Here is a 23,898-nt window from a genome sequence, read left to right as displayed (position 1 = left end):
TGGGTTTGATGGTGCACGTCACGGCGCACCGTATCGATCCGGGCTGGCAAGGTCGCATCGTGCTGGAGTTCTATAACTCAGGCAAACTGCCGCTGGCGCTGCGTCCAGGCATGTTAATTGGCGCATTGAGCTTTGAGCCGTTGTCGGGCCCCGCTGCGCGACCGTATAACCGTCGCGAAGATGCCAAATATCGTGGTCAGCAGGGCGCGGATGCCAGCCGTATAGATAAAGACTGACTAAAACTGATGCTTGCCAAAATAATTCGAGTTGCAGCAAGGCGGCAAGCGAGTAAATCCCCGGGAGCTTACATCAGTAAGTGACTGGGGTGAGCGAGCGCAGCCAACGCTGCGGCAACTTGAAGTATGACGGCAATGAGGAATTGATGAGAAGAGTGATAACTACGCTGGCCATCCTGTTAGTGGTGGTCGTAGCGGGCATGACGGCATTGGTGTTGCTGGTCAATCCCAACGACTTTCGTACCTATATGGTACAGCAGGTAGAGCAGCGCAGTGGTTATCAGCTTCAGGTTGGCGGCGATCTGCGCTGGCACGTCTGGCCGCAGCTCAGCATTCTCGCTGGGCGCATGAGCCTCACCGCGCCTGGCGCCACGCAGCCAATGGTCACCGCCGACAATATGCGGCTGGATGTCAATCTCTGGCCGCTGTTGTCACATCAACTGAGCGTCAGCCAGGTGATGCTGAAAAACGCCATCATCCGCGTAACGCCAGACAGCGCTGCGCAAAAACCTACCGGCGCGCCAGTCGGGCCAGGTGATGCCGAGCCAGTGAGCAGCAGCAATAACGGTTGGTCATTCAACATTGGCAAATTGCGTCTTGCCGATAGTTTGCTGATTTGGCAGCAGCCAGGCGGCGATGAATACAATTTCCGCGACCTCAATCTCAACCTCGATCAGGATGCCAGCAAACAGGCCAGCATCAATCTGGCTACTCGAATTTCGCGTAATCAGCGCAATGTCAGCGTCAATCTCAAAGGGCAAATGAATGTGGCGCAGTATCCGCATCGTTTAGTCGGACAGTTGGATGAGATGAATTACGCCATCGACGGTGCCAATCTGCCGACGCAGGGGATCAAAGGCACCTTGAGCGGTCAGGGGGAATGGAACGGTGACAATCAGCATTTCTCTTTACAGAAGATGCAGCTCACCGCCAATGACAGCGCGCTGGAAGGCAGCGCCGATGGACGTTTGGCGCTTCCACAGCAGCTAAATCTGGCGCTGCATGCTACCAGTTTGAATATCGACGCGTTGATGGCGAATGCACCATCGACTGATAACAGCGCTCCGCAGCAGGCTAACGTGACGAGCACGCCGGTGATTGCTGAGCCGCGTATGCGTGACAACAGCGACTCACCGCTGAATCAGCTGGATTTGACGCTCAACCTCACCGCAGATAACAGCGTGTGGCGCGGCCTGACGCTGACCAATTTGCAGCTCGACGGCAGCAATCAGCAGGGTTTGATGACCTTGAGTAAGCTGCAAGGCAAATTCGGCGAAGGGCATTTCTCGGTGCCCGGCTCGGTAGATATCCGTAAACCGGTGACGCAAGTGGCGTTTCAGCCGGAGCTGGATAACATCGCCATTGCGCCATTGCTGAAAGCATTAGAACTGCCAGAGACGCTGCAAGGCACCGTTTCGCTGAAAGGCGATCTCAGCGGCGCCGGATTAAGCGTTGAAGAGGCAAAACGTAACTGGCAGGGCAGTGCGGATCTGGAAGCGACTAATTTGCAACTTTCGCAGCTGAATCTGCAACAGATGGTGCGTCGTGCGGTGGCGCGCGTTAGTAATCGTGTCACCAACGATCAGCCCGACGATCAGGGCATTCAGCAATTGAGTGGACGCGTCACGCTTAAACAGGGCATTTTCAGCTTACCGGATCTGCAGGGCGGCAACAGTCGTCTGGCCGTGCAGACCAAAGGCAATGTCGATATGGTCAAACAGCAACTCGACGTCACCATTAATATGATGCTGCGCGGCTGGCAGGGCGACGACAAATTAGCCACGCTGCTGAACCAGCAAACTATTCCGTTACGCATGTACGGCGGCTGGAATAATTTGCAGTACTCATTGCCGGTAGATGATGTAGTGCGTCAGCAACTGCAAAGTGAAGCGAAATCGCGCCTGAATCAGTGGCTGGATCGCCAGCAACCGGCGAAGCCTTAACGTAGGGTCGCCATTTATGGCGACCTGGCTAATTACGTTGCGATCGGCACTATCTCAACCTTCTGCACGCGATGATTTTCTACCTGCAACGTTCGCAGTAGATAATCGCCGATCTGCAACTCTTCGCCTTCCTGCGGCACATGTTGCAGGCTATCCATCAGCAATCCCGCCAGCGTGTGGTAATTGCGCTTCTCATCCAGCGGCAGCTGCACGTAGACGGCTAAATCCTCCAATGGCATATGACCATTTGCCACCCAGCCGCCGTCTGGCAGCGCCTGAATATCATAGCGCGCATCAACCTTTTCACCTTCAATCGGCAGATTGCCGGCGATGGTTTCCATCAAATCGCTCAGCGTAACCACGCCTTCAACCGAACCAAACTCATCCACCACAAAGGCGAAGTGAGTGCGCGCGTTGCGGAATTGCTCCAGCGCCTGCAACAAGGTGACGCGCTCAGGAAAGATTAATGGCTGGCGAATCAGCGAGCGTAAATCCAGTGATTTGCTGTGCAACGATTGATGCAGCAAATCAATCACGTGCACTACGCCGAGCGGATCGCGGCCCTGTTCGGTCACCAGAATGCGCGTGTGCTGATTGCGATCGAGCTTCGCCATAATTTCCGCTGGATCTTCGGTCAGGTCGATGTGCTCAACGTCGTGGCGCGAGGTCATGATGCTATTGATCTGGCGCTGACCAAGCCCCAGCACGCGGGCAATCATGCGGCGTTCCTGGCGATTGAAAAGTGCACCTTCTTCGCCATCTGCCACCAGTGAAGCGGTGTCGGCGTCAAGTTCCGCACGTTGCGCTTCGCCGCGCAGAATACGTAGCACTGCTTCCGAGGTGCGCTGGCGCAGCGGACGTCCGGCAGTGAGGAAGCGACGGCGATTAAACATCGCCAGCTGGTTGAGTATCTCGATGACGATGGAGAAACCAATCGCCGCGTAGAGATAGCCTTTCGGGATGATAAAGCCTAAGCCTTCGGCCACCAGGCTGAAGCCGATCATCAGCAGGAAGCTCAGGCAGAGAATCACAATGGTCGGATGGCCGTTGACGAAACGCGTGAGCGGCTTACTTGCCAATAGCATCAGCAGTATTGCTACCGTTACCGCCGCCATCATCACCGGCAGCTCATTGACCATGCCAACGGCGGTAATTACCGAGTCCAGCGAGAAGATGGCGTCCAGCACCACTATTTGCGCCACCACTGGCCAGAATTTAGCACCGTTCTTATTTTGACCAGTTTCTTCGTCAGCCCCTTCCAGACGGCTGTTTAACTCGGTGGTGGCTTTATAAAGCAGAAAGAAGCCGCCGCACAGCAGCAGCAGATCGCGGGCGCTGAACCCATGATGCAGCAGAGTGAACAGCGGTTTTGTCAGGGTTACCAGCCAGGAAAGTGAGGCGAGAAGTGCTAAACGCGATACCAGCGCGAGTAGCAAGCCGATCACGCGCGCGCGGTCGCGTTCTTTCGACGGCAACTTTTCTACGAGGATGGCAATGAAAACCAGGTTATCAATGCCCAACACCAGCTCGAGAACGATTAGCGTTACTAATCCGGCCCAGAGCGACGGATCAATGATCCACTCCAACATGTGTTAATCACCTTAATGTCTGTGTCATGCGCTTAATCTGATGATAGTGAATTGGCATAAAGCCTACAAATAGCGGCTAACGCGGTCAATGCACGGTGTTGCCAGGGAAGAAGAATAACCCTGATTGCCGATTTGCACAGATAAGATGAAAGTATGGATAAAAATTGCACCTGAATGATGGCGGCTATTATTTTTTTTCAGCATACAAGTACGTGCATTTTTAATGCAGCCTATTGCGTCGTTGAGTATCGAATTAATCTGAATTTTGCCGAGGAATGGCCTGAAAGGGCTGGCATCAATACTTATGGCTGGTAGTCTTTTTCCTAAAATAGTGCAGGGAAGACGGGGCCTACTTGTAAACAAGCCAGTAATAACTAGTATAGCAACGTGTTAGTAAATGTCTGCGCCAATGTTGTTAATAGCGTGCTCCATAGCCTCTTAATGTTGCGAATTGTGATCGCACGCGGACCACGGCCAGTAATTAGCGCAAAAATGCCGCATACAACAAGTTGTAATTAGGATGATGAAAGCGGTATTGGCAGCGACAGCCAAGGGCGGTAGCGTGCCTGAAGCGCCTTTCTCTTGGTTTAACGGTCTGCCACTGTGGTAAGGGAAGTCGGACTAATCTGTTGGTATTAATCACAATTCTCTTGCTTACTATTGTGAGAATTGATTTGGCCTCAGAGAATTTACCGCAGATTGCCTCAACAAATGCAGTGAAAGTTTCGCTCGTTTATTAAACAGCGTTGAGGCATTAGGGATTAAAGAAATAATATAAAAGAGTTAAATATGCGCGATAACGAAATTACATATAAAAGTCTTCTGACCAAAATTTTACTGGCGTGCTCGGATTTAATTTGTTTCAACGCAGCATTATTTATTGCGATGGCGATGATTAATTCGTTCACCCATTCTCCACTGGCAGATATATCTGAAAAATACCTGCATTTGAAAATCGCTACGCACATTGCGTTATCGGTTATTTGCGTAGGCTGGTTCTGGGTTCGCCTGCGTCATTATACCTACCGCAAACCATTCTGGTTCGAGCTCAAAGAGATCTTTCGTACCATTCTTATTTTCTCTGTCATTGATTTGTCAATTTCAGCACTTTCACAATGGCAAATGTCGCGCTTTGTCTGGGTAGCGACCTGGGTTCTGGCGTTGATTCTGATTCCATTAGCGCGCGCTATCTCTAAACGTGTGCTGAATCATTATGGCATGTGGAAGAAGCAAACCATCATCATCGGCAGCAGCCGCAACGCACAGGAAGCCTGGCAGGCGCTGCAGAGCGAAGAGGTGATGGGCTTTGATGTTATCGCCTTCTTCGATGTTGATAAGAGCAGCCCGCAGGCCAGCATCTCTGGCGTGCCTGTGCTGCACAACGAACAAGAGCTGTGGCAGCTGACCAACAGCGAAACCCAGTTCATTGTGGCGGTGGAGTTCGAACAGAGCCAGCACCGCGATCACTGGCTGAAAACGCTGGCGATGCACAATTGCCGTTCCGTTTCCGTGATCCCAACGCTGCGCGGTGTACCGCTGTATGGCACCGACATGGCTTATATCTTCAGTCATGAAGTGATGATTCTGCGTGTGAATAACAACCTGGCGAAGCGCACTTCACGTTTCCTGAAACGTGCATTCGATATCGTTGGCGCGCTGAGCATTATCCTGGCGCTGTCACCGGCGTTGCTGGTCCTCGGCTTTATGGTTGGCCGCGATGGCGGACCACCGATTTACGGTCATGAGCGTGTGGGTTTGGGCGGACGTAAGTTCAAATGTCTGAAATTCCGCTCCATGGTGATCAACTCGAAAGAGGTGCTGGAAGAGGTACTGCGTACCGATCCTGTTGCCCGCGCCGAGTGGGATAAAGATTTCAAACTGAAGAACGATCCGCGCATTACCAAAGTCGGTCATTTCATCCGTAAAACCAGTCTGGATGAGCTGCCGCAGCTGTGGAACGTAGTACGTGGCGATATGAGCCTGGTGGGGCCGCGCCCGGTTATTGAAGATGAACTCTGCCGTTATGCCGGTGATGTCGATTATTACCTGATGGCGAAACCAGGCATGACGGGATTGTGGCAGGTTAGCGGTCGTAACGACGTTGACTATGAAACACGCGTCTATTTTGACTCGTGGTATGTCAAGAACTGGTCGCTGTGGAATGACATTGCGATTCTGTTTAAGACGGTTGGCGTAGTGCTGAAACGCGATGGCGCCTATTGATAGACAGCGAGGTCGGGGAGGGCATTACTTCCCCGATTGAAAACTGCGGGTGCTGAGTGTGTCGTTATTAGACAGCTGCACTGATTGAGTCTGTATAAACCATTTTAATTGATGTCGTCTTTAGACTCGGTGACAACATAAAACCAAGGGAGCGCATAATAATGACCCACAGTTTCAGTGTTTAACCTGTCATATTCCATTTTTGTAAGACGCTACACAGCGGGCGATTTCGCCTCTATCAATCAATAACTGATAGCGAAGAATCAGATGATAATGAAAATTAAATTGATACCTTTACTGGTATCCGCGACTTTTCTCTCCGGATGTACCATTGAGCCGGGTTCTCACCTTTCCACCAGTGGAAAAGATGTCATAGAGCAACAGGATAGCAACTATGACATCGACAAATATGTCAACGTCTTCCCGCTGACGCCGCGTCTGGTTGAACAGATGCGTCCGAAGCCGTTAGTCGCTCAGGCTAACCCAATGCTGCAAAATGAAATTCAGAGCTACGAATACCGCATCGGTGTTGGCGACGTGCTGAACGTCACCGTCTGGGATCACCCAGAGTTGACCACACCCGCCGGTCAGTACCGTAGCGCCAGCGACACCGGTAACTGGGTGCAGGCGGATGGCACTATTTTCTATCCGTACATCGGTAAAGTGCGCGTAGCAGGCCGAACGGTCACCGAGATCCGCACCGAAGTGGCGCGTCGTCTGGCACAGTTCATTGAAAGCCCACAGGTTGACGTAAACGTCGCCTCGTTCCGTTCACAGAAAGCTTATGTGACCGGTTCAGTCACCACTTCCGGACAACAGGCGATCACTAACGTGCCGCTGACCGTGCTGGATGCCGTCAACGCCGCAGGCGGTTTAGCCGCCGACGCTGACTGGCGCAACGTGGTGCTGACGCACAACGGCAAAGAACAACGTCTTTCGTTGCAGGCGCTGATGCAAAACGGCGACCTGAGCCAAAACCATCTGCTCTATCCGGGCGACATCCTTTACGTGCCACGTAACGACGATCTCAAAGTCTTCGTGATGGGCGAAGTGAAGCAGCAGTCAACGCTGAAGATGGACCGCAGCGGCATGACGCTGGCCGAAGCACTGGGTAACTCGCAAGGTATGGATCAGACCACCTCTGATGCCACCGGCGTGTTCGTGATTCGTCCGATTCGCGGCGCCAACCGCACCAAGATCGCCAACATCTATCAGTTGAATACCAAAGATGCGGCATCGATGGTGATGGGCACCGAATTCCAACTGGAGCCATACGACATCGTCTATGTCACCGCTACACCACTTACCCGTTGGAACCGTGTGATTTCAAGCCTGCTGCCGACCATCGTAGGTGTTGACGATGCCAGCTCCGCGGCGCTTCGTTTCCGCAACTGGTCGAACTAAGGGTTCGCCATGATTAAGTCCGTGTTAGTCGTCTGCGTCGGCAACATTTGCCGCTCCCCAACCGGTGAGCGTCTGTTCAAGCGTGCGCTACCAAATACCCGGGTTGCCTCAGCAGGGCTCAGTGCTCTGAAAGGTTATCCGGCGGACCAGAAAGCCCTCGATGTGGCCGCCGATCACGGCGTGTCGCTCGATGGTCATCAGGCACAGCAGTTAACGGCCAGCATGTGCCGTGACTATGACCTGATTCTGGTAATGGAAAAGCGCCACGTTGAGCAGGTGAATCGCATCGATCCAGCCGCACGCGGAAAAACCATGCTGCTTGGCCACTGGCTCAATCAGCAGGAAATTGCGGATCCGTACAAAAAAAGTCGCGAGGCCTTTGAAGAGGTCTACGGGTTACTGGAAAACGCTACCCAGAAATGGGTCAACGTATTAAGCCGATAGTTGGGATTATCCATGAATATCAAAAACAAGGTTATGACCGCGCCAAAGGAAGATTCGAATGGATGGGATCTGGCGCATCTTGTGGGACAGCTGATTGATCATCGCTGGATCATTGTTGCCGTTACCGCCTTCTTCATGCTGGTGGCAACGCTCTACACACTGTTTGCTACACCAATCTACAGCGCAGATGCGTTAGTGCAGGTTGAGCAGAAGAATGCCAGCTCAGTACTGAATGAGTTAGACAGCATTCTGCCGCCAACGCCGGCGTCCGATACCGAGATTCAGATTCTGGAATCGCGCATGGTTATCGGTAAAACCGTTGACGATCTGGGTCTGGACACCGTTGTTACCCAGAACTATTTCCCGGTGATTGGTAAAGGTCTGTCGCGCCTGATGGGCAACAAGCCATCGACCGTCGCGATCTCCCGCCTGGAAATTCCACGCACTATCGATAAGCGCACCGTTGAACTGGAAGTGACCGGTCCTGACTCGTATACCGTGTCAGCGGATGGTGATGAGCTGTTCAAAGGTAAAGTCGGTCAGTTGGAAACGCACGGTGAAGTGACCATGCTGGTAAGCGGCATCAATGCTGATGAAGGCACCAGCTTCAGCGTCACCAAGCTGAACGAGCTGCAGGCGATTAACTCGGTGCTGGCGAACCTGACCGTTGCGGACAAAGGCAAAGACACCGGCGTGCTGGGTCTGGAATATCTGGGTGAAGATCCAGAGCAGATCAGCAAAGTGCTGAACCAAATCGTCAATAACTACCTGCTGCAGAACGTTGAGCGCAAATCTGAGCAAGCGGAAAAGAGCCTCGAATTCCTGCGCAATCAGCTGCCGCAAGTGCGTGGCAAACTGGATGATGCGGAAGACAAGCTGAATACCTTCCGTCGCCAGAACGAGTCGGTTGACCTGTCGCTGGAAGCAAAATCTGCGCTGGATTCTTCTGTCAGCGTACAGAGCCAGTTGAACGAACTGACCTTCCGTGAAGCTGAAGTTTCTCAGCTGTTTACCAAGGATCACCCAACCTACCGCGCCTTGCTGGAAAAACGCAAAACGCTGGAAAATGAACAGGCAACGCTGAATAAAAAGATTTCTCAGATGCCACAAACGCAGCAAGAGATCTTGCGTCTGACGCGTGATGTGCAGTCTGGTCAGGAAATCTACATGCAGTTGCTGAACCGTCAGCAAGAGCTGGGTATCAGTAAGGCCAGCACCGTGGGTGATGTGCGCATCATCGATGGCGCTGCAACCGGCAACAGCCCGGTAGCACCGAAGAAACTGCTGATCATCGCGGCGAGCCTGATTCTGGGTCTGATGGTTTCTGTTGGTCTGGTTCTGATGAAAGCGCTGCTGCATCACGGCATCGAGAATCCAGAACAGCTGGAAGAGCTGGGCATGAACGTGTATGCGAGCGTGCCGCTGTCAGAATGGCAACGTAAGAAAGATACCGAAGCACTGGCGCGTCGTGGCAACAAGGTGAAAACCGATCCGCACGAAACGCTGCTGGCTTTGGGGAATCCTACTGACCTGTCAATCGAAGCGATTCGTAGCCTGCGTACCAGCCTGCACTTCGCGATGATGGAAGCGAAAAACAACATCCTGATGATCACCGGCGCGAGCCCAGGCATTGGTAAAACCTTTATCTGTGCCAACCTGGCAACGCTGGTAGCAAAAGCGGGCCAACGCGTACTGTTCATCGATGGTGATATGCGTCGCGGTTACACCCACGAACTGCTGTCAGCCGATAACAAATCCGGTCTGTCTAACGTGTTGTCGGGCAAAACTGAATTCAGCCCAGCGCTGATTCAGAAAGGTGCGTACGGTTTTGACTTCCTGCCACGCGGTCAGGTACCACCAAACCCGTCTGAACTGCTGATGCATCGTCGCATGGGTGAGCTGCTGGATTGGGCGAGCAAGAACTACGATCTGGTGTTGATTGATACGCCACCAATTCTGGCGGTAACCGATGCATCCATTATCGGCAAACTGGCCGGCACGTCGCTGATGGTGGCGCGTTTTGAAACAAACACGCCGAAAGAGCTGGATGTCAGCTTCAAACGCTTTGCCCAGAACGGTATTGAGATTAAAGGTGTGATCCTCAACGCCGTGGTGCGTAAAGCCGCCAACTCGTATGGTTACGGTTACGACTATTACGATTACGAGTATGGCAAACCGACCAAAAGTTAATTTGCCCGTCATTCACTGTTAATGATGAGGGTAATCCGGTGAAGAGAGGGGCGGGTTGACCGCCCCTTTTGATTGCACCGTTTGAATGACGACACGCAACGATTTACACAGGTGATTCTCTTTATAACGCCAAAAAAAGCCACTGTTGGCATGAGAACTTGTGGAATTAAGGAATCACACCATGGCTCCATATTGGTATTTATCAGGGTTTGTACTGTTGCTTGCGCTGGTCGAAATCCTGTTGAAGAAAGACGAACGAACCACCCATATTCTGACTTATCTGCTGTGCATCGCCACCGTCACGCTGATTATCTTCGCCGGTATTCGCGGTCTCGGCACCGGGATGGACGACTATCAATATCGCAGCTTCTTTGCTGACTTCATCCGCCGTATTGAGGTCAACGGTTTTGCTAACACCGTCGCCTTCTTCCGTTATGAACCGCTGATTTTTGCTATCGCGTGGATCACCAGCCTGTTTTCACACAATGCCAGCGTGTTCCTGTTTGTGTTCAGTATTCTGGCGGTATCGACTAACGCCATCTTCTTTAAAAAGATGTCGCCATATCCGGTATTGGCATTGGCGCTCTACTCGGCACATATCTTTATTAACAAAGACGTTAACCAGATTCGTTTTGGCCTGAGTTCGGCGCTGTTTCTTGGCGTGATTTGGACGATTTATCTCAAGCAATACTGGTGGGCGTTTGCCTTCTTTATCCTGTCCTTCCTCAGTCACAACACCGCAGTAATGGTAGTGACCATTATTCCGTTCCTGTTTATTCGGGAATCGCGCTGGTGGCCAGTAGCCATCATCATGTTCAGCGTGCCACTTTCGGTGGTGGGCGGGACCGGCTTTATCGCCTTGATCGCCGGACATCTGGGATCGATGGGGGAAAGGGCCGCAGGCTACAGCAACGAAGCCTCGAATGCCGGTGACGGCAGCGTGGTATCGGTGTCGAACCTGAAAAACATCATGCTGGTGTTCATCTTTGTCTACTTCATGCTGAGCAACCAGCTCAAGCGCGAACAGTACGACGTGTGGAAGCTGAACTACCTGCTGATTCTGACCTTTGCGATCGGCGGCGGCATCAGGATCTTCTTCTATAACTACTCATCGGGTGCGCGCCTGTCGAACTACCTGCTGCAGGTCGAACCGATTATTTTGACGTCGCTGATCTATCAGTCGAAACGGGTACTGAAGCCGGCGATGTTTGCGATGTTTGCTTTCTTCCTTGTTTATTACCTCTATTACAACACGATCTCACTGAAGCAAGCCGTTGTCGGCTATGAAGTTGCTCGTGAATTCAAATTGTTTCATTAACCGATGAGAGGAAATATGCGGAAGACCTTACTGACATTTCTGATCACCTCTGCGCCGTTGCTGGCGCAGGCAGACGATCATCCCGGCACCTTTATCATCGCGGCCTACGGCGACTCCACCACCGCAGGCGTCACCGCCCAGGGCGATCGCAACATCATCAGTAAAAACAATGAAATGAGCTTTTTACAGCAGATGTTGCGTGAGAAGTACGGCAACAACATTGAGGTTAAGAACCACGGCATGCCGGGCGCACAGGTTTCGGTGCTGGTTTACAACAAAGACAATACGCCGATGGATTGGTCAGAACGTATGGCCAAGTCTGATGCCAATATGATTCTGATTAACTATGCGATTAATGATGCACGCATCAACTTCTTCAAGGACAAAGGCGAGCGCATTGAAACGCCGGAAGAGTACAAGCGCATCATTACCGAGCTGGTGAAAGGCGCCAAGGCAAACAACAAACTGGTGGTTCTTCAGGAACCGAATCCAATTTGTGGCAAAGCCGAGCGCTGGAACGTCTGGCCGTATGTTTACCAGTTAAATGAAGTGGCTAAAGAGCAGCAAGTTCCGATTGTGAAGCAGTTCAGCGTCATCAAAGAAAACCGTGACTGGCAATCTGAGATGTCGCCCGATTGCATTCACCCCAATGAGATGCTTTATAAACAGAAAGCAGAAAGAACCTTCAACGTCTTAAGCAGCACTTTCGATAGCGTTTTGTCACGGCACAGCAGCTAACCCAACTCAGATTCAGGAGCTGACATGTATGTATTAATCATGGTGCTGTCATTTTGTCTGGCGCTAATCATTCTGCGAGTATTCTCCTTCCACAAAGGCGTTTACAACGAGAGCGGTATTAAAAGTATCTCTGGTATGCGCGCGCTGCTGGCCAGCATCGTCGCGTTCTCACACTTCGCCCACTACATCTATTCGCTGGATGGTCAGTGGGTGTTCGATAAAGACTATTTTGCCTGGTTCTCTGAAGGTAATTTCTTCGTGAACTCCGGCAAATTTGGTGTGCTGCTGTTCTTCATGATCTCCGCCTTCCTGTTCTATCGCTGGCTGGATAATGAAACCCTGACGCCAGGGCAGCTGACGCACAAGCTGCTCAAGTCGCGTATCCGCCGTATTGTCCCGATGTTCTGGTTCTCCGGTTTTGTCATCATCGCGGTGGGCGTGGTGCAGGGCGATCTCACTTATAGCCTGACGGCGGTGAAAGATGCCGTGCTGTGGTTGCTGTTTATTGGCAGCTATCGCATTGGTGATTTCCTGACGGCGGATGTGAACGCTGGTGTTGAGTGGACATTGCGCCTCGAATGGCTGCTGTATCTGTCGATTCCGCTGATTTACGTTCTTAACCGCGCCACCAAAGGAAAATACAAAACGCTGCTAATTCTCAGCTCGATCGGCGTGATTTTCTGTGTGGCGGTTGGCCTGCGTTTGTGGGGGAAAACCTATACCGATCCGCGTCCGGTGCTGGGCTTCGCCATGGGTTATCTGGCGTATAAATATCGCGATATGTTTGCGCACTACAAAACCTCCAGCCTGGCTGGCTTTGCGGTGATTGTGCTGTCGCTGTTCTCACTGTCGTTCACCAGCAACACCTTCTGGTATCTGATTTTCCTCTGCTGCCTGACGGTGATCTTCTTTATTGTCAGCAGCGGTAACGCCGTGTTTGGCATTCTGGAAAACAAAACCCTGATGTCGATTGGTGAGGTGAGTTACAGCCTGTATCTGATTCACGGTGTGGTGCTCTATTTCATCAAGCAGATTCCGGAAACGCTCTATCCGCATTCGTTCCTGTTCTACACCTTGCTTTCAACGCTGTTCTTTGTCGCCTCTTTCTATGTGGCGAAACTGACTTACCTGTTTGTCGAGAAACCGTTTATCGGCAGTAGCAACAAGAAGAAAGTGGCGATGAAGACCTCGCCGACAAATTAGGACATCACCCATTATTCTTTTGAGCCCACAAGTTATATCATTGATTTTGTAACTTTTTTAATGAGGTGCTGGCAATGCAGGAGATTCGCTTCTCAATTGTTATTCCCGCGTATAACGCGTCGAAATCGATTGTCACGACGCTAGATTGCGTCAAAGCGCAAACCTATCGCAATTTTGAAGTCATTATTGTTGATGACAAATCGGCCGATGCGGCCGAACTGGCGCAGGTGGTGCGCAGCGAGCGTTATCAGGATTTGGATATCAAACTGGAGCTGTCTGAGGTCAAACTCAACGGCGCCGGCGCCCGTAACAAAGGTATTGAGCTGGCAAGCGGCGACTTTATCAGCTTTCTCGATGCCGATGATGAGTGGCATCCGGACAAGTTGCTGGTCGCCAGTGAAACCATCGCCAAACTGGAAGCGCAGGGCAAATCGCGCTACGTCATCTTTAGCCAGGTGAACATCCATCAGGATGGCAGCTTCCTCAAGGTGATGCCGATGCAGCCGCCCGGCAAAAACGAAACCGTGGCCGAGTATCTGTTTGGCTGTTACGGCTTTATTCAAACCAGCACCATTGTGCTGAAGCGCGAAGATGCGGCGAAGATCCAGTTTGATGCGCGCTATATTCGCCATCAGGATTATGATTTCTGCATCCGCGCCGACCGCATGGGTTACGCGTTCGTGATGATCGACAAGCCGTTAGCAACGTACCATCTGGTGACCAAATTTGGTTCCAAGCACAAAGGTGAGTCGGTCAAATACTCCTTCTTCTGGCTCGATACCATGAAGCCGCATCTGACTACGCGCGACATCCATACTTATAAGGCGTTTAAGCTGCCGCTGCGCTACAAGATGGACGGGAAATCGTTGCAGGCCAGCCTCAGCTTTGCACGCTACTTCTTCCTCACCAACCGTGACAATCGCGCCTACTTCATGAATCGCCTGCTCGATAAAGTGAAGTCGCGCTTCTCGGGCAGAAGAGCCGTCTCCTGATTCACTTTTAAACACTTTCACTTGCTCCCTACACGGGGGCAATTTTTTGGTTCCTGAAACTCCGGGTAGACAAATGACAAATCATGTTGGCACCGTCGGTATTGTGATGCCGATGTATAACGCGCGAAATACCGTTCTGCGCGCGGTTGAGTCGATCATCAATCAGACCTACAGCGACTGGCATCTTTACCTGATCAACGACAAATCCACCGATGATTCACTGGCCTTTGTGCGTGAACATTGTCAGGACGCACGCATCACCATTCTCGACAACGAAGTGAATCAAGGCGCAGCCGAAACCCGTAACGTTGGGCTGCGCGCAGCGAAAGAAGAGATCATCGCTTTTCTCGACAGCGACGACGAGTGGCACCGCGAAAAACTGGCCGAACAGACGGCTGCGATTGCCGCCGGCGACGATTTCGTGATCACGCATTATCACTACAAAACCAAAACCGCTGACCACGATATCAACTACAGCAAACCCTACCTGCAACAGGAAAACTTCGTTAAGAAGCAATATCGCGTTTGCTTCTCCTCGGTGTGTTTCCGCCGTCCTCCACAGGGTATCTTCTTCCAGCGTAAAGGCCACGAAGACTTCCTGTTCCTCTATGAATTGTTCCTCCGCTACAAACAAGCCCGCGTGATCCAGAAAACCCTGGTCAACTATTACGAGTTGGGCGATTCACTGTCGCGCAACAAAAATAAAGCGGCGAAGTGGCACCTCGAATTATTAAGAATTATCTATAAAAACAATCCGTTAAAAGTATATTACTATTACGTCTGGTATATGGTGAATGGGGTTCTTTTTTCCTTAAAACACCGCTAAGCGCAACGGTGCTTAGCTGCTTATATATTTTTGAGGTGGAAAGGTTCTATGAAAAAGATCGTTTTGGTGATTAAGGATGCCTACTCGTATGCGGGCACTGAAAACATCTGCAACTTTATGTCTGAGTGCCTCGGCGAACAGCATGAAGTCACCATTTACTCGCTGGAAGGCAACGGCAAAACCTTTTATCCGTTCGAACGGGTGAAGAAAATTGTCAGCTTTGAAGGCCACAACAACCCGATTAAAAGCGCCGTTGCCAGCATTCATCAGGAAGGCTTCGACAGCGTATTCCTGATCAGCATGGGCCGCCTGAGCGTGATGTTCGCCTTCTGGAATTTGATGGCGCTGAAGAAGAAGCGCTTCAAGGCGTATGCCTGCGAACACATCGCGATTAACTCGTTCAGCAAGCCAATTAAGCTGCTGAAGTGGCTGATGCTGCGCTATTACGATCAGGTGATCGTCCTGACTGACAAAGATCATCAGGTGTTTAACCGCTGGAACATCGCCAGCCAGCAAATCCCCAATCCGGTAGTGTACAAAGCGTTTCAACGCCAAACGCGCAGCCGTCAGGCGCTGGCGGTGGGGCGCCTGGATAACCAGAAAGGCTTCGACCTGCTGCTGGATATCTGGGCCGACTTCAGTAAGAAGCATCCCGAGTGGAAACTGGTGATTGCCGGTGACGGCGAACTGCGCCAGCAGCTGCACGATCAGGCTGCCGCGTTAGGTATCACTAACAGCGTCAATTTCGTCGGCAAAGTCAGCAACATTAACGATTACTACCGCGAAAGCGACATGGCGCTGATGACCTCGCGCTATGAAGGTTTGCCGCTGGTGCTGCTGGAAGCCAAATCCTGGTCGCTGCCGGTGGTGGCGTACGATTGCCCAACCGGGCCGCAGGAGATCATCAATCACGGTGAAGATGGCTTCCTGGTGCCGATGAACGACAAAGCCACGTTTATTAAGCGTATGGAGCAGCTCGCCAGCGATGATGGCCTGTTCTATGCGATGAGTGAAAAAACCAAAGAAACCGCGCTCAAGTTTGACGGTAACCAGATCAAGCAGAGCTGGCTCGCGCTTGTTTAGCGACAATTATCGTGCCTCGGGAATCCTTTTTGGCCGCACAACCACGGGAATTGAAGCATGAAAAGAAGAGAAGTCTTGCAGGCCGCAGCCTCCTCGATTGTTACTGCGCTCTCAGTGAGTGCGTTTTCCAGCTACGCCGCAAAAAGTGGTCAGCCAACGTTAAAATCTGTCGATCCGTCCAGCGTACCCGCAGGCGATGTACCGATTCTGACGCCAGAAAACGTCTATACCATGCCGCCGCAGTTCTGGCAGAACTTCGAGGGCAAACTGTGGATCGGTAAAGCGGGCAGCGATGCCAGCCAGACCGGCAATCAGATCCCAGTGTTTCTGCGCGATGCCAATGGCAAAGTGTCACAAATCAGCCAGCCGATTGCGTTGAACAAAGGCAACTTCGCCCAGTTCATTCACGATAATGCAGCGTTGATCGCCAATCCATCACACTCAATGGTGGTGGAAGATGATCAGGGCCACACGCTGTTTTCCATCAGCGATGTTTCACGTCCTAATCAGAGCAACTTTAGCCAGCGTCTGGCGCAGCCGAACGGCTATCAGCTGATTGGCGAAATTCCGTCAGTTGAAGAGCTGCGCAAAACCCGTCCGCTGTTCGCCGGTGCGAAAATCAAGCTGAAAAGCTGGCACGAAGGGCTGGAAGTGGGCGGCGGCGAGTTCGTCGGCACCTTCGGTGATGGCAAAGATGATGGCGGCGTGAACTTTAGCGGCAACGGTTTCACCTGGCGTCGTGTGGTGGAAGATTTTAACCGCCTGACGCTGTTTGATTTCGGCGCCATCGCCGACGGCAAAACCGATACCGCACCGGCGATCAAAGCCATGTATCAATGGTCGATTGATGCCAGCCAGCAGATCTGCGTGCAGTTCCCGGCCGGCACCTTCTTTGTCTCCGAATGTGATTTCGGTGACGAAGGACGTCGCTTCTTCCGCATCTCGGGCGCGATGGTCAACTTCGGTTATTTCCCGGCGACCACGCTGGTTTCTGACGGTCGCTCCGAATTCCTGTTCCAGGTAAATGCGCGCTGGACGGAAATCTCCAACCTGAATTTCAACGGCAACACCGACAAGCGTCCGAACAAGCAGGGTTTGTTCCGCAACACCTGTCCGGGCGGCCAGTTCTTCCGTGGCGCTTGCCTGCGCTTCAATCAGGTCGGCGGCGTCTCGCTTAGCCTGCTGGATACGCTGGATTGCAAAATCGACCAGTGGTACGCCAACGCCTGTACCGGCGATGTGATTAAAGCCAGCTGGTCGGGGCAAAAGGCCGGTGCATGGGATCACAGCACCGCGATTGAGCTCTCCAACTTCAACGCTCAGCACTGTAAAGGCGGCATGGTGTTGAATCTGCCGCGCTGCAGCCAATCCATCATCCATAACGGCTGGATTGAGCACAGCGACTTCCCTGGCGACATTTCTAACGGTCAGTGGATTGTCGATGCGCTGAGCATTGAGGATTGTAAGAACCCGCTTAATGCGCGCAACTCGCGCCTTAATATGCGCCAGACTAATCTGCAGTCGGGCAGCTGGATTGATAACTCGCTGGAAGGCGAGCGCTGGCTAAACATCTGGGAAATGGGTTCGACGCGCGTTGAATCTTACGGTGTCGCCATTGATGGCAGCCTGAAATACAACTACATCACCTCGCGCTTCCGCCTGACCAATAACAGCGATCAGCAAACCTGGTTTGAACTCGGCAACTTCTACTCGCCAACGGTGGGTGATAGCTGGGAGATCGAGGTGTTTGGTCAGTCGCAGTTCAATAACGGTACCGCCAATCAGCCGCTGATGGATGTTATCAACGGCAAAGGTACCGGCGGCCGCGCGGTGATTCATCTGCAGCGCAAGAAAAACAAAGCCGAAGCCAGTTGGTCAGCGGAAGGTAGCTCGCCGGTGGTGGACGTACGTTTCGAAGCGCGCAGCGATACCGACACCAAAGTCTACGTCAAGCTGGCGGGCTGGACGCCGACCACCGCCGTGCTGATCAAAAGCACCGCTAAGGATCGCTTCCTGACCGGCCAATGTGCGCGTGTGGATGCGGTGATGGACAAAGGCGCACCAGGCAGTGGCGCACAGCAGGCGCCGCAGCGTTTCAGCCTACATAACGGTAAGGCCGGCATCGGCGGTAACGAGCAGGGCGATTTGCTCATGGCCTCGCGCGCGCTCAAGCCGGAGCAGGTGGATACCCGCGAACCTAAAGGTTTCATCTCGGTGGTGATTAATGGTGAGCAGGTTGCTATGCCGTATTTTGCTGTGAAGTCGTAATGAGTGGTTTGTAAATCGGTCGCCATTAATGGCGACCCTACGTTAATAGGCATTGGATGATGGTTTGTAGGGTGCGCATTAATGCGCACCGAAAAGCAGCACCGACGTGAAGCACCACTTTTTGGGGTTTACTCCCATTGCAGTCCTTTTAAACAGAGTTCACTTTGCCAGTGCAGCTATTGGCGGCTTGTAAAAATTACAAAAATTTTTCCGGAGTTTTTTTATGAAGATTTTATTGGTAGGAAACCATACCTGTGGAAATCGTGGGGATGGCGCGATTTTACGTGGGCTGATTGATTCACTGAAGTCCGCGCGCGCGGATTTGGATATCGATGTGATCAGCCGTTATCCAACAAGCTCTGGCTATTTACTGCAGCAGGATATCCAGCAGGATTCCCTGTTTCTGCACAACAGCAAATCAGGTAAAGGTTTAGTCGGCAGCCTGAAACGCAAAGTGGCGAACCGTTTGATGCCAGACATCATGATGGCGCACCTCGGCAAAGGCGGCGTATACAAATCCTTCTCGGTGCCACCGCATCTGGCGGCGTTCACCAAAAGCCTTGCTCAGTATGACGCGATTATTCAGGTTGGCGGCTCGTTCTTCGTCGATCTCTATGGCGTAACCCAATTTGACCACGCGCTCTGTGCGCTGATGGCGAAAAAGCCGCTGCATATGGTCGGTCACTCGGTCGGTCCATTCGAAAACCCGCGCGTGAATGCGCTGGCGAACTTTGTCTTTGATCGTGTTGACAGCCTGGTGCTGCGCGAAGAGGTGAGCTACGACCGCCTGAAACAAGATGGCGTGACCACCAGCAAAGTGAAGAAGGGCGTTGATACCGCATTCCTGGTTGAAGCGCGTGAAGTGGCCAATCCAAGCCATAACCTGCTGCACTGGCAAGCGATTATCAGCGCGCGCAAAACCATTGCGATCACCGTGCGTGAACTGGCGCCGTTCGACAAACGTCTCGGTGTGACGCAGAAAGAGTATGAAGCTGCCTTTGGCCGAGTGATAAACGCGATGATTGCCGAAGGTTATCAGGTGGTTGCCTTCTCTACCTGTACCGGTATTGATAGCTACGCCAAAGATGACCGCATGGTGGCGCTGACGTTGCGCGATCATGTCGAGCATCCCGAGCATTACCATGTCATCATGGACGAGTTCAACGACCTCGAACTCGGCATCCTCCTCAGCCATTGTCATCTGACCATTGGTACCCGCCTGCACTCCGCCATCATCTCCATGAACTTTGGTACGCCAGCCGTGGCCATCAACTACGAGCACAAGTCGCTCGGCGTGATGAAACAGCTTGGCCTGCCGCAGATGGCAACCGATGTGCAGAGCCTGATGGATGGTTCGCTCATCGATAAAGTGCAGACGGTGCTGGCCGACTACGACAACGTGAAACACAAAGTTGATACCGCGGTGGCGCAGGAGCGTGAGATTGGTAACCGCATTACAGCAGAAATTCTCAACGTCCTGGGGTGAAGTGATGAAGCTGACCTTTTTCACCATGCGTTTTCCTGTTGCCTCTGAGACCTTTGTGCTCAATCAGGTGACGCATTTCATTGACGCAGGCTACGACGTGGAGATTATCTCCGTGTTTCCGGGCGATATGATCAATCGCCACGCCGCGTTCGATGACTACAATTTGGCAGCGAAAACCCACTATTTACTGCCGGAAGAGAAAGTATCCAACCTCGATAAGCTGACGCAGCGTATCGGTCTGATACTGCCGAAAATCACCAAAGGCGCGCTGCTTAAGTCGCTGAATGTGCGTCGCTACGGCGCACAGGCCAGCAAACTGCTGCTGCCGGCGATTGTCGCGAATACCAAGCAGCCTTACACCGCAGATGTGTTTCTGGTGCACTTCGGCTATGCCGGCGCGCTGGCGAACAAGCTGCGCGAGCTCGGCGTGCTGAAAGGCAAGCAGGCGACGGTGTTCCACGGCGCGGACATTTCCCGTCGTCACATCCTCGAAGAGCACAAGCTCGACTACATCAACCTGTTTAAACAGAGTGAACTGATGCTGCCTATCAGCCACTTGTGGGAGAACAAGCTGATTGAGATGGGCTGTCCGCGTGCCAAAGTGCATGTGACGCGTATGGGCATCGAGCCGGAGAAGTTTAACTTCCGCCCGCGCGAAGCCTTCCATCAACCGCTGCGCATCGTCTCTGTTGCGCGTCTGACCGAGAAGAAAGGGTTGGATGTGGCGGTGAAAGCCAGCGAAATCCTGCGCAATAACGGCGGCCAGTTCCAGTTCACCATCATCGGTAACGGCGAACAGGACGGCATGATGCGCGAGCACATTGCGCGCGCCGGATTGCAGGATTGCGTCGACATGCCGGGCTTTAAGCCGCAGGACGAGATTCGTCAGGCGCTGAACGAAGCGGACATCTTCCTGCTGCCATCCAAAACCGCCGCAGATGGCGATATGGAAGGTATTCCGGTGGCGCTGATGGAAGCGATGGCGGTTGGCTTACCGGTGGTTTCCACCTATCACAGCGGCATTCCTGAGCTGATTGAGAATGACGTCAGCGGATGGCTGGTGGCTGAGAACGATCCTGACGAGCTGGCGGCAACGCTGCTGCGCTTGTCGCGCGGCGATGTCGATGTGGCTCCGGTGGTCGCGGCCGCGCGGCAGAAAGTCGAAACTGAGTTCAATCAGCACATCGCTTACGGTGAGCTGGCGAAAATTCTGGAGCGCATGGTGTGAGCGGATTAAAAAAACAGGCCGTTTGGCTGTTTGGTAGTACCTGTTTTGCCGCATTGCTTCAGGTGTTACAGCTCGCCGTTCTGGCGCGCAAACTGGAAACGCACGAGCTGGGTTTACTGGCGATCATCAATGCGATTCTGGCGGTGGCGACCGTGCTGCAGGATATGGGCATGAGCAGCTACATCGTGCATCGCCAGGATATTAATCGCCGCGAGCAGAGCACCATTTACTGGGTGAACGTGTCGCTCAGTTTCTGCACTGGTTTGATTATGCTGGCGATTGCCTATCCGGTGGCGTGGTTCTATCACCTGCCGGAGCTGGTGGGCTTAATCATGCTCACCAGCCTTAACTTCCTGGTGCTAGGACATCTTTCGCAGTATCAGGCGCACTATGTGAAAACCAAACGCATGGTGACGCTGGCGAAGATTGAGATGGCCACCAAGCTGTTCGCGTTCCTGTGTACTGTCGCGATGCTGTATTACACCTCGCTCACCGTGGCGGCGGCGATTCTTGGCCTGTTCATCAACGCCTTCACGCGAATTCTCTGCATGATCTACTTCGGCGAGAAATCGTGGCGTCCGACCTGGGAATTCGACGGCAAAACCTTTGTAAGTGCGGTGCGTTACGGCGTGTATCAGCTCGGTTCGCAGACCATTAATCAGCTGCGTACTCAGGCGGATGCGTTGATCGTCGGTAAAGTGATGGGCGCAGAGATGCTGGGGATTTACTCGCTGGCAAAAGAGCTGATTCTGCAACCATTGAAGCTGGTTTCGCCGGTGATTAACCGTCTGGCATTGCCGCGTTTTGCAGAGAAGCAGCACGATCCGGAGCAGTTGAAAAAGCTGTTCCTGAATGGCACTTTCGTCATCATGCTGTTCAGTAGCGCGATGTATCTGGCGATTGGCATTCTGTCACCGGTGATTGTGCGCGTGCTGTACGGCGCTTCGCATGAGCAGGTTTACCATCTGATTCCGCTGATGCTGCTGTTTGGCATGCTACGTCCGATGGGCGGCTTAACCGGCGCGATTTCACAGGCCAACGGCCGCACCAATGTTGAGTTCTACTGGAACATTGTGGCGAGCCTGGTGGTGGTAGCGGTGCTGGCGACAACCTACATCTGGCCGAACGTGCTGTATGTGGCGTTGACGCTGTCGATCTCGCAGGTACTGATTTCTGCCTTCGCGCATCCGTTCTTCATCAAGCCGGTGATTGGCATCCGCTTTATGCCGTATGCGCGCCAGTGGGTTTCAGTGTCGGTGGTGTTTGTGGCGCTGATGATGCTGGTAAACCACTTCAACCTGTTCGTAATGCCGGAATGGTTTGAGGGCTGGCTGTAGTCATAAACGTCAAACCCGCACGATGAATCGCGCCGCTACAGATGACTCAATGTTTGCACGGTCCGTAGCGGCGCCATTTATGGCGCATTACAGGTGCACCTTTCAGCAAATCTCAGTTCTCATCATCACTAATCCTTCCACGATTTTTCAGCGGTTTAGCGCATTCGTTTCTCATTAGAAGCCTGGCATTTTTACCGCCCAAATTAGCGATTTTTGATGGCGTGACAGAGAGTTAGTGCCGGTTTTTCAGATAAAGATTATACTTGCTCGACCGGCCGATCCTGCATAATCGACCCCACGTATTCACTTCATGAAATGGAATAAATATGACCAAGCTTAAAGCAGTAATCCCAGTTGCGGGTCTCGGTATGCATATGCTTCCTGCGACCAAAGCCATCCCGAAAGAGATGCTGCCAATCGTCGACAAACCAATGATTCAATACATTGTTGACGAATGCGTCGCGGCTGGCATCAAGGAGATTGTGCTGGTCACCCATGCTTCCAAAAATGCAGTGGAAAACCACTTCGATACCACTTACGAGCTGGAAGCGCTGCTCGAAGCGCGCGTTAAACGTCAGCTGCTGAGCGAAGTGCAGTCAATCTGTCCGCCGGGCGTGACCATCATGAACGTGCGTCAGGCCAACCCGTTAGGTCTGGGCCACTCCGTACTGTGCGCGCGTCCAATGATTGGCGACAACCCATTTGTGGTGGTGCTGCCAGACGTGCTGCTGGATGACTCTACCGCTGACCACCTGCGTTATAACCTCGCATCGATGGTTGCTCGCTTCGAAGATACCGGCCACAGCCAGGTGCTGGCGAAACATATGCCGGGTGCAGACCTCACCGAATACGGCGTGCTGACCACCGAAGAGCCGATTGATAACCCAGGTGATATCAGCACCATCACCAGCTTTATCGAGAAGCCAGAAGCGGGCTCAACCGACTCTGACCTGACGGCAGTTGGCCGTTACGTGCTTTCTGCAGATATCTGGGAAGAGCTGGAGCGCACCGAGCCAGGCGCATGGGGCCGTATTCAGCTGACCGATGCTATCGCATCCCTGAGCAAGAAGAAGCCGGTTGATGTGCAACTGCTGACCGGAACCAGCTATGATTGCGGTCGTAAACTCGGTTACATGCAGGCATTCGTCTCTTACGGCTTGCGTAACAACGCTCAGGGCCGCGATTTCCGCGAATCCATTCAGAAAATCCTGGCGAAATAAGCTTCCTCATTCTCTGCCGCGCCATTAGCGCGGTTTAAAGGAGTACACATGGCTATTTTGGTAACGGGCGGAGCGGGTTACATCGGCTCCCATACGGTGCTGGCGCTGTTAGAGCGTGGCGACGACGTTGTGGTCCTGGATAACCTTTGCAATGCTTCCCGCGAAGCCAT

General features: G+C 52.6%; 19 protein-coding genes. 18 read left to right on the top strand and 1 reads right to left on the bottom strand.

Features of this window, described 5'->3' with window-relative positions; genetic code table 11:
- Both dcd and asmA read left to right on the top strand, forming a co-directional pair.
- Window positions 1-236: dCTP deaminase (gene dcd, locus RTY00_RS02380; RefSeq protein ID WP_312663283.1), on the top strand; the 236-nt coding region annotated here is incomplete at its 5' end.
- A gap of 146 nt (window positions 237-382) precedes the next feature.
- The gene (gene asmA, locus RTY00_RS02375) at window positions 383-2,179 is read left to right on the top strand and encodes an outer membrane assembly protein AsmA (RefSeq protein WP_312663282.1); all 1,797 of its coding nucleotides are present in this window, start codon (window positions 383-385) and stop codon (window positions 2,177-2,179) included.
- Between the two features lie 32 nt (window positions 2,180-2,211).
- On the opposite strand, the gene RTY00_RS02370 is transcribed toward asmA, so the two are convergent.
- Window positions 2,212-3,768 carry a TerC family protein gene (locus tag RTY00_RS02370; protein ID WP_312663281.1) on the bottom strand — a complete coding sequence of 519 codons (1,557 nt, stop codon included), beginning with the start codon at window positions 3,766-3,768 and terminating at the stop codon, window positions 2,212-2,214.
- A 789-nt stretch (window positions 3,769-4,557) separates the two neighbouring features.
- On the opposite strand from RTY00_RS02370, the gene wbaP reads away from it, so the two are divergent.
- From wbaP to RTY00_RS02290, 16 genes are all read left to right on the top strand, one after another.
- Window positions 4,558-5,991 carry an undecaprenyl-phosphate galactose phosphotransferase WbaP gene (gene wbaP, locus RTY00_RS02365; RefSeq protein WP_176972414.1) on the top strand — a complete coding sequence of 478 codons (1,434 nt, stop codon included), beginning with the start codon at window positions 4,558-4,560 and terminating at the stop codon, window positions 5,989-5,991.
- A 273-nt stretch (window positions 5,992-6,264) separates the two neighbouring features.
- Window positions 6,265-7,395 carry a polysaccharide export protein gene (locus RTY00_RS02360; RefSeq protein ID WP_179450138.1) on the top strand — a complete coding sequence of 377 codons (1,131 nt, stop codon included), beginning with the start codon at window positions 6,265-6,267 and terminating at the stop codon, window positions 7,393-7,395.
- A 9-nt stretch (window positions 7,396-7,404) separates the two neighbouring features.
- Window positions 7,405-7,839: a protein tyrosine phosphatase gene (locus RTY00_RS02355; RefSeq protein WP_312663280.1), complete on the top strand. Its 435-nt coding sequence runs from the start codon at window positions 7,405-7,407 to the stop codon at window positions 7,837-7,839.
- Between the two features lie 12 nt (window positions 7,840-7,851).
- Window positions 7,852-10,029, top strand: a complete 2,178-nt coding sequence (wzc, locus tag RTY00_RS02350) for a tyrosine-protein kinase Wzc (protein WP_008104875.1) — start codon at window positions 7,852-7,854, stop codon at window positions 10,027-10,029.
- A gap of 181 nt (window positions 10,030-10,210) precedes the next feature.
- Entirely contained in the window at window positions 10,211-11,347 is a 1,137-nt protein-coding gene (locus tag RTY00_RS02345) for an EpsG family protein (protein WP_008104873.1), read from the top strand.
- Between the two features lie 15 nt (window positions 11,348-11,362).
- The gene (locus RTY00_RS02340) at window positions 11,363-12,085 is read left to right on the top strand and encodes an SGNH/GDSL hydrolase family protein (protein ID WP_312663279.1); all 723 of its coding nucleotides are present in this window, start codon (window positions 11,363-11,365) and stop codon (window positions 12,083-12,085) included.
- A 24-nt stretch (window positions 12,086-12,109) separates the two neighbouring features.
- Window positions 12,110-13,288 (top strand): acyltransferase, encoded by a 1,179-nt coding sequence (locus RTY00_RS02335; protein ID WP_312663278.1) that lies wholly within the window; start codon window positions 12,110-12,112, stop codon window positions 13,286-13,288.
- A 74-nt stretch (window positions 13,289-13,362) separates the two neighbouring features.
- Complete coding sequence (locus RTY00_RS02330) at window positions 13,363-14,280, top strand: glycosyltransferase family 2 protein (protein WP_008104867.1); 918 nt, start codon at window positions 13,363-13,365, stop codon at window positions 14,278-14,280.
- Between the two features lie 73 nt (window positions 14,281-14,353).
- Window positions 14,354-15,106, top strand: coding sequence for a glycosyltransferase family 2 protein (locus RTY00_RS02325; RefSeq protein ID WP_179450140.1), 753 nt, complete (start codon window positions 14,354-14,356; stop codon window positions 15,104-15,106).
- Window positions 15,107-15,154: 48 nt separating this feature from the next.
- Entirely contained in the window at window positions 15,155-16,189 is a 1,035-nt protein-coding gene (locus RTY00_RS02320; protein ID WP_312663276.1) for a glycosyltransferase, read from the top strand.
- Between the two features lie 57 nt (window positions 16,190-16,246).
- Window positions 16,247-18,457, top strand: coding sequence for a phage tailspike protein (locus RTY00_RS02315; RefSeq protein WP_154155949.1), 2,211 nt, complete (start codon window positions 16,247-16,249; stop codon window positions 18,455-18,457).
- Window positions 18,458-18,680: 223 nt separating this feature from the next.
- Window positions 18,681-19,943, top strand: a complete 1,263-nt coding sequence (gene wcaK, locus RTY00_RS02310) for a colanic acid biosynthesis pyruvyl transferase WcaK (protein WP_008104860.1) — start codon at window positions 18,681-18,683, stop codon at window positions 19,941-19,943.
- Between the two features lie 4 nt (window positions 19,944-19,947).
- On the top strand, window positions 19,948-21,171 hold the full coding sequence (locus tag RTY00_RS02305; protein ID WP_036648512.1) for a glycosyltransferase: 1,224 nt from the start codon (window positions 19,948-19,950) through the stop codon (window positions 21,169-21,171).
- On the top strand, window positions 21,168-22,508 hold the full coding sequence (locus RTY00_RS02300) for an MOP flippase family protein (protein ID WP_312663275.1): 1,341 nt from the start codon (window positions 21,168-21,170) through the stop codon (window positions 22,506-22,508). The genes RTY00_RS02305 and RTY00_RS02300 overlap by 4 nt, the downstream gene beginning before the upstream one ends.
- A 326-nt stretch (window positions 22,509-22,834) precedes the next feature.
- Window positions 22,835-23,728 (top strand): UTP--glucose-1-phosphate uridylyltransferase GalF, encoded by an 894-nt coding sequence (gene galF, locus RTY00_RS02295; protein ID WP_312663274.1) that lies wholly within the window; start codon window positions 22,835-22,837, stop codon window positions 23,726-23,728.
- A 48-nt stretch (window positions 23,729-23,776) separates the two neighbouring features.
- The coding region (locus tag RTY00_RS02290; protein WP_312663284.1) for an NAD-dependent epimerase/dehydratase family protein at window positions 23,777-23,898 on the top strand (122 nt) is incomplete at its 3' end.

Origin of the sequence: Pantoea sp. CTOTU49201 (assembly GCF_032054795.1) — a bacterium.
GTDB classification, from domain to species: domain Bacteria; phylum Pseudomonadota; class Gammaproteobacteria; order Enterobacterales; family Enterobacteriaceae; genus Pantoea; species Pantoea symbiotica.
Note: the sequence above shows the minus strand (reverse complement) of the source record. Positions and strands in the feature narration are given on the sequence as shown.

Coding starts and splice junctions, on each gene's coding strand:
- RTY00_RS02335 (WP_312663278.1), top strand. CDS start 12,110: ATGTATGTATTAATCATGGTGCTGTCATTTTGTCTGGCGCTAATCATT.
- RTY00_RS02305 (WP_036648512.1), top strand. CDS start 19,948: ATGAAGCTGACCTTTTTCACCATGCGTTTTCCTGTTGCCTCTGAGACC.
- RTY00_RS02330 (WP_008104867.1), top strand. CDS start 13,363: ATGCAGGAGATTCGCTTCTCAATTGTTATTCCCGCGTATAACGCGTCG.
- RTY00_RS02345 (WP_008104873.1), top strand. CDS start 10,211: ATGGCTCCATATTGGTATTTATCAGGGTTTGTACTGTTGCTTGCGCTG.
- RTY00_RS02340 (WP_312663279.1), top strand. CDS start 11,363: ATGCGGAAGACCTTACTGACATTTCTGATCACCTCTGCGCCGTTGCTG.
- RTY00_RS02355 (WP_312663280.1), top strand. CDS start 7,405: ATGATTAAGTCCGTGTTAGTCGTCTGCGTCGGCAACATTTGCCGCTCC.
- RTY00_RS02360 (WP_179450138.1), top strand. CDS start 6,265: ATGAAAATTAAATTGATACCTTTACTGGTATCCGCGACTTTTCTCTCC.
- RTY00_RS02320 (WP_312663276.1), top strand. CDS start 15,155: ATGAAAAAGATCGTTTTGGTGATTAAGGATGCCTACTCGTATGCGGGC.
- wbaP (WP_176972414.1), top strand. CDS start 4,558: ATGCGCGATAACGAAATTACATATAAAAGTCTTCTGACCAAAATTTTA.
- RTY00_RS02325 (WP_179450140.1), top strand. CDS start 14,354: ATGACAAATCATGTTGGCACCGTCGGTATTGTGATGCCGATGTATAAC.
- RTY00_RS02315 (WP_154155949.1), top strand. CDS start 16,247: ATGAAAAGAAGAGAAGTCTTGCAGGCCGCAGCCTCCTCGATTGTTACT.
- wcaK (WP_008104860.1), top strand. CDS start 18,681: ATGAAGATTTTATTGGTAGGAAACCATACCTGTGGAAATCGTGGGGAT.
- RTY00_RS02370 (WP_312663281.1), bottom strand. CDS start 3,768: ATGTTGGAGTGGATCATTGATCCGTCGCTCTGGGCCGGATTAGTAACG.
- wzc (WP_008104875.1), top strand. CDS start 7,852: ATGAATATCAAAAACAAGGTTATGACCGCGCCAAAGGAAGATTCGAAT.
- asmA (WP_312663282.1), top strand. CDS start 383: ATGAGAAGAGTGATAACTACGCTGGCCATCCTGTTAGTGGTGGTCGTA.
- galF (WP_312663274.1), top strand. CDS start 22,835: ATGACCAAGCTTAAAGCAGTAATCCCAGTTGCGGGTCTCGGTATGCAT.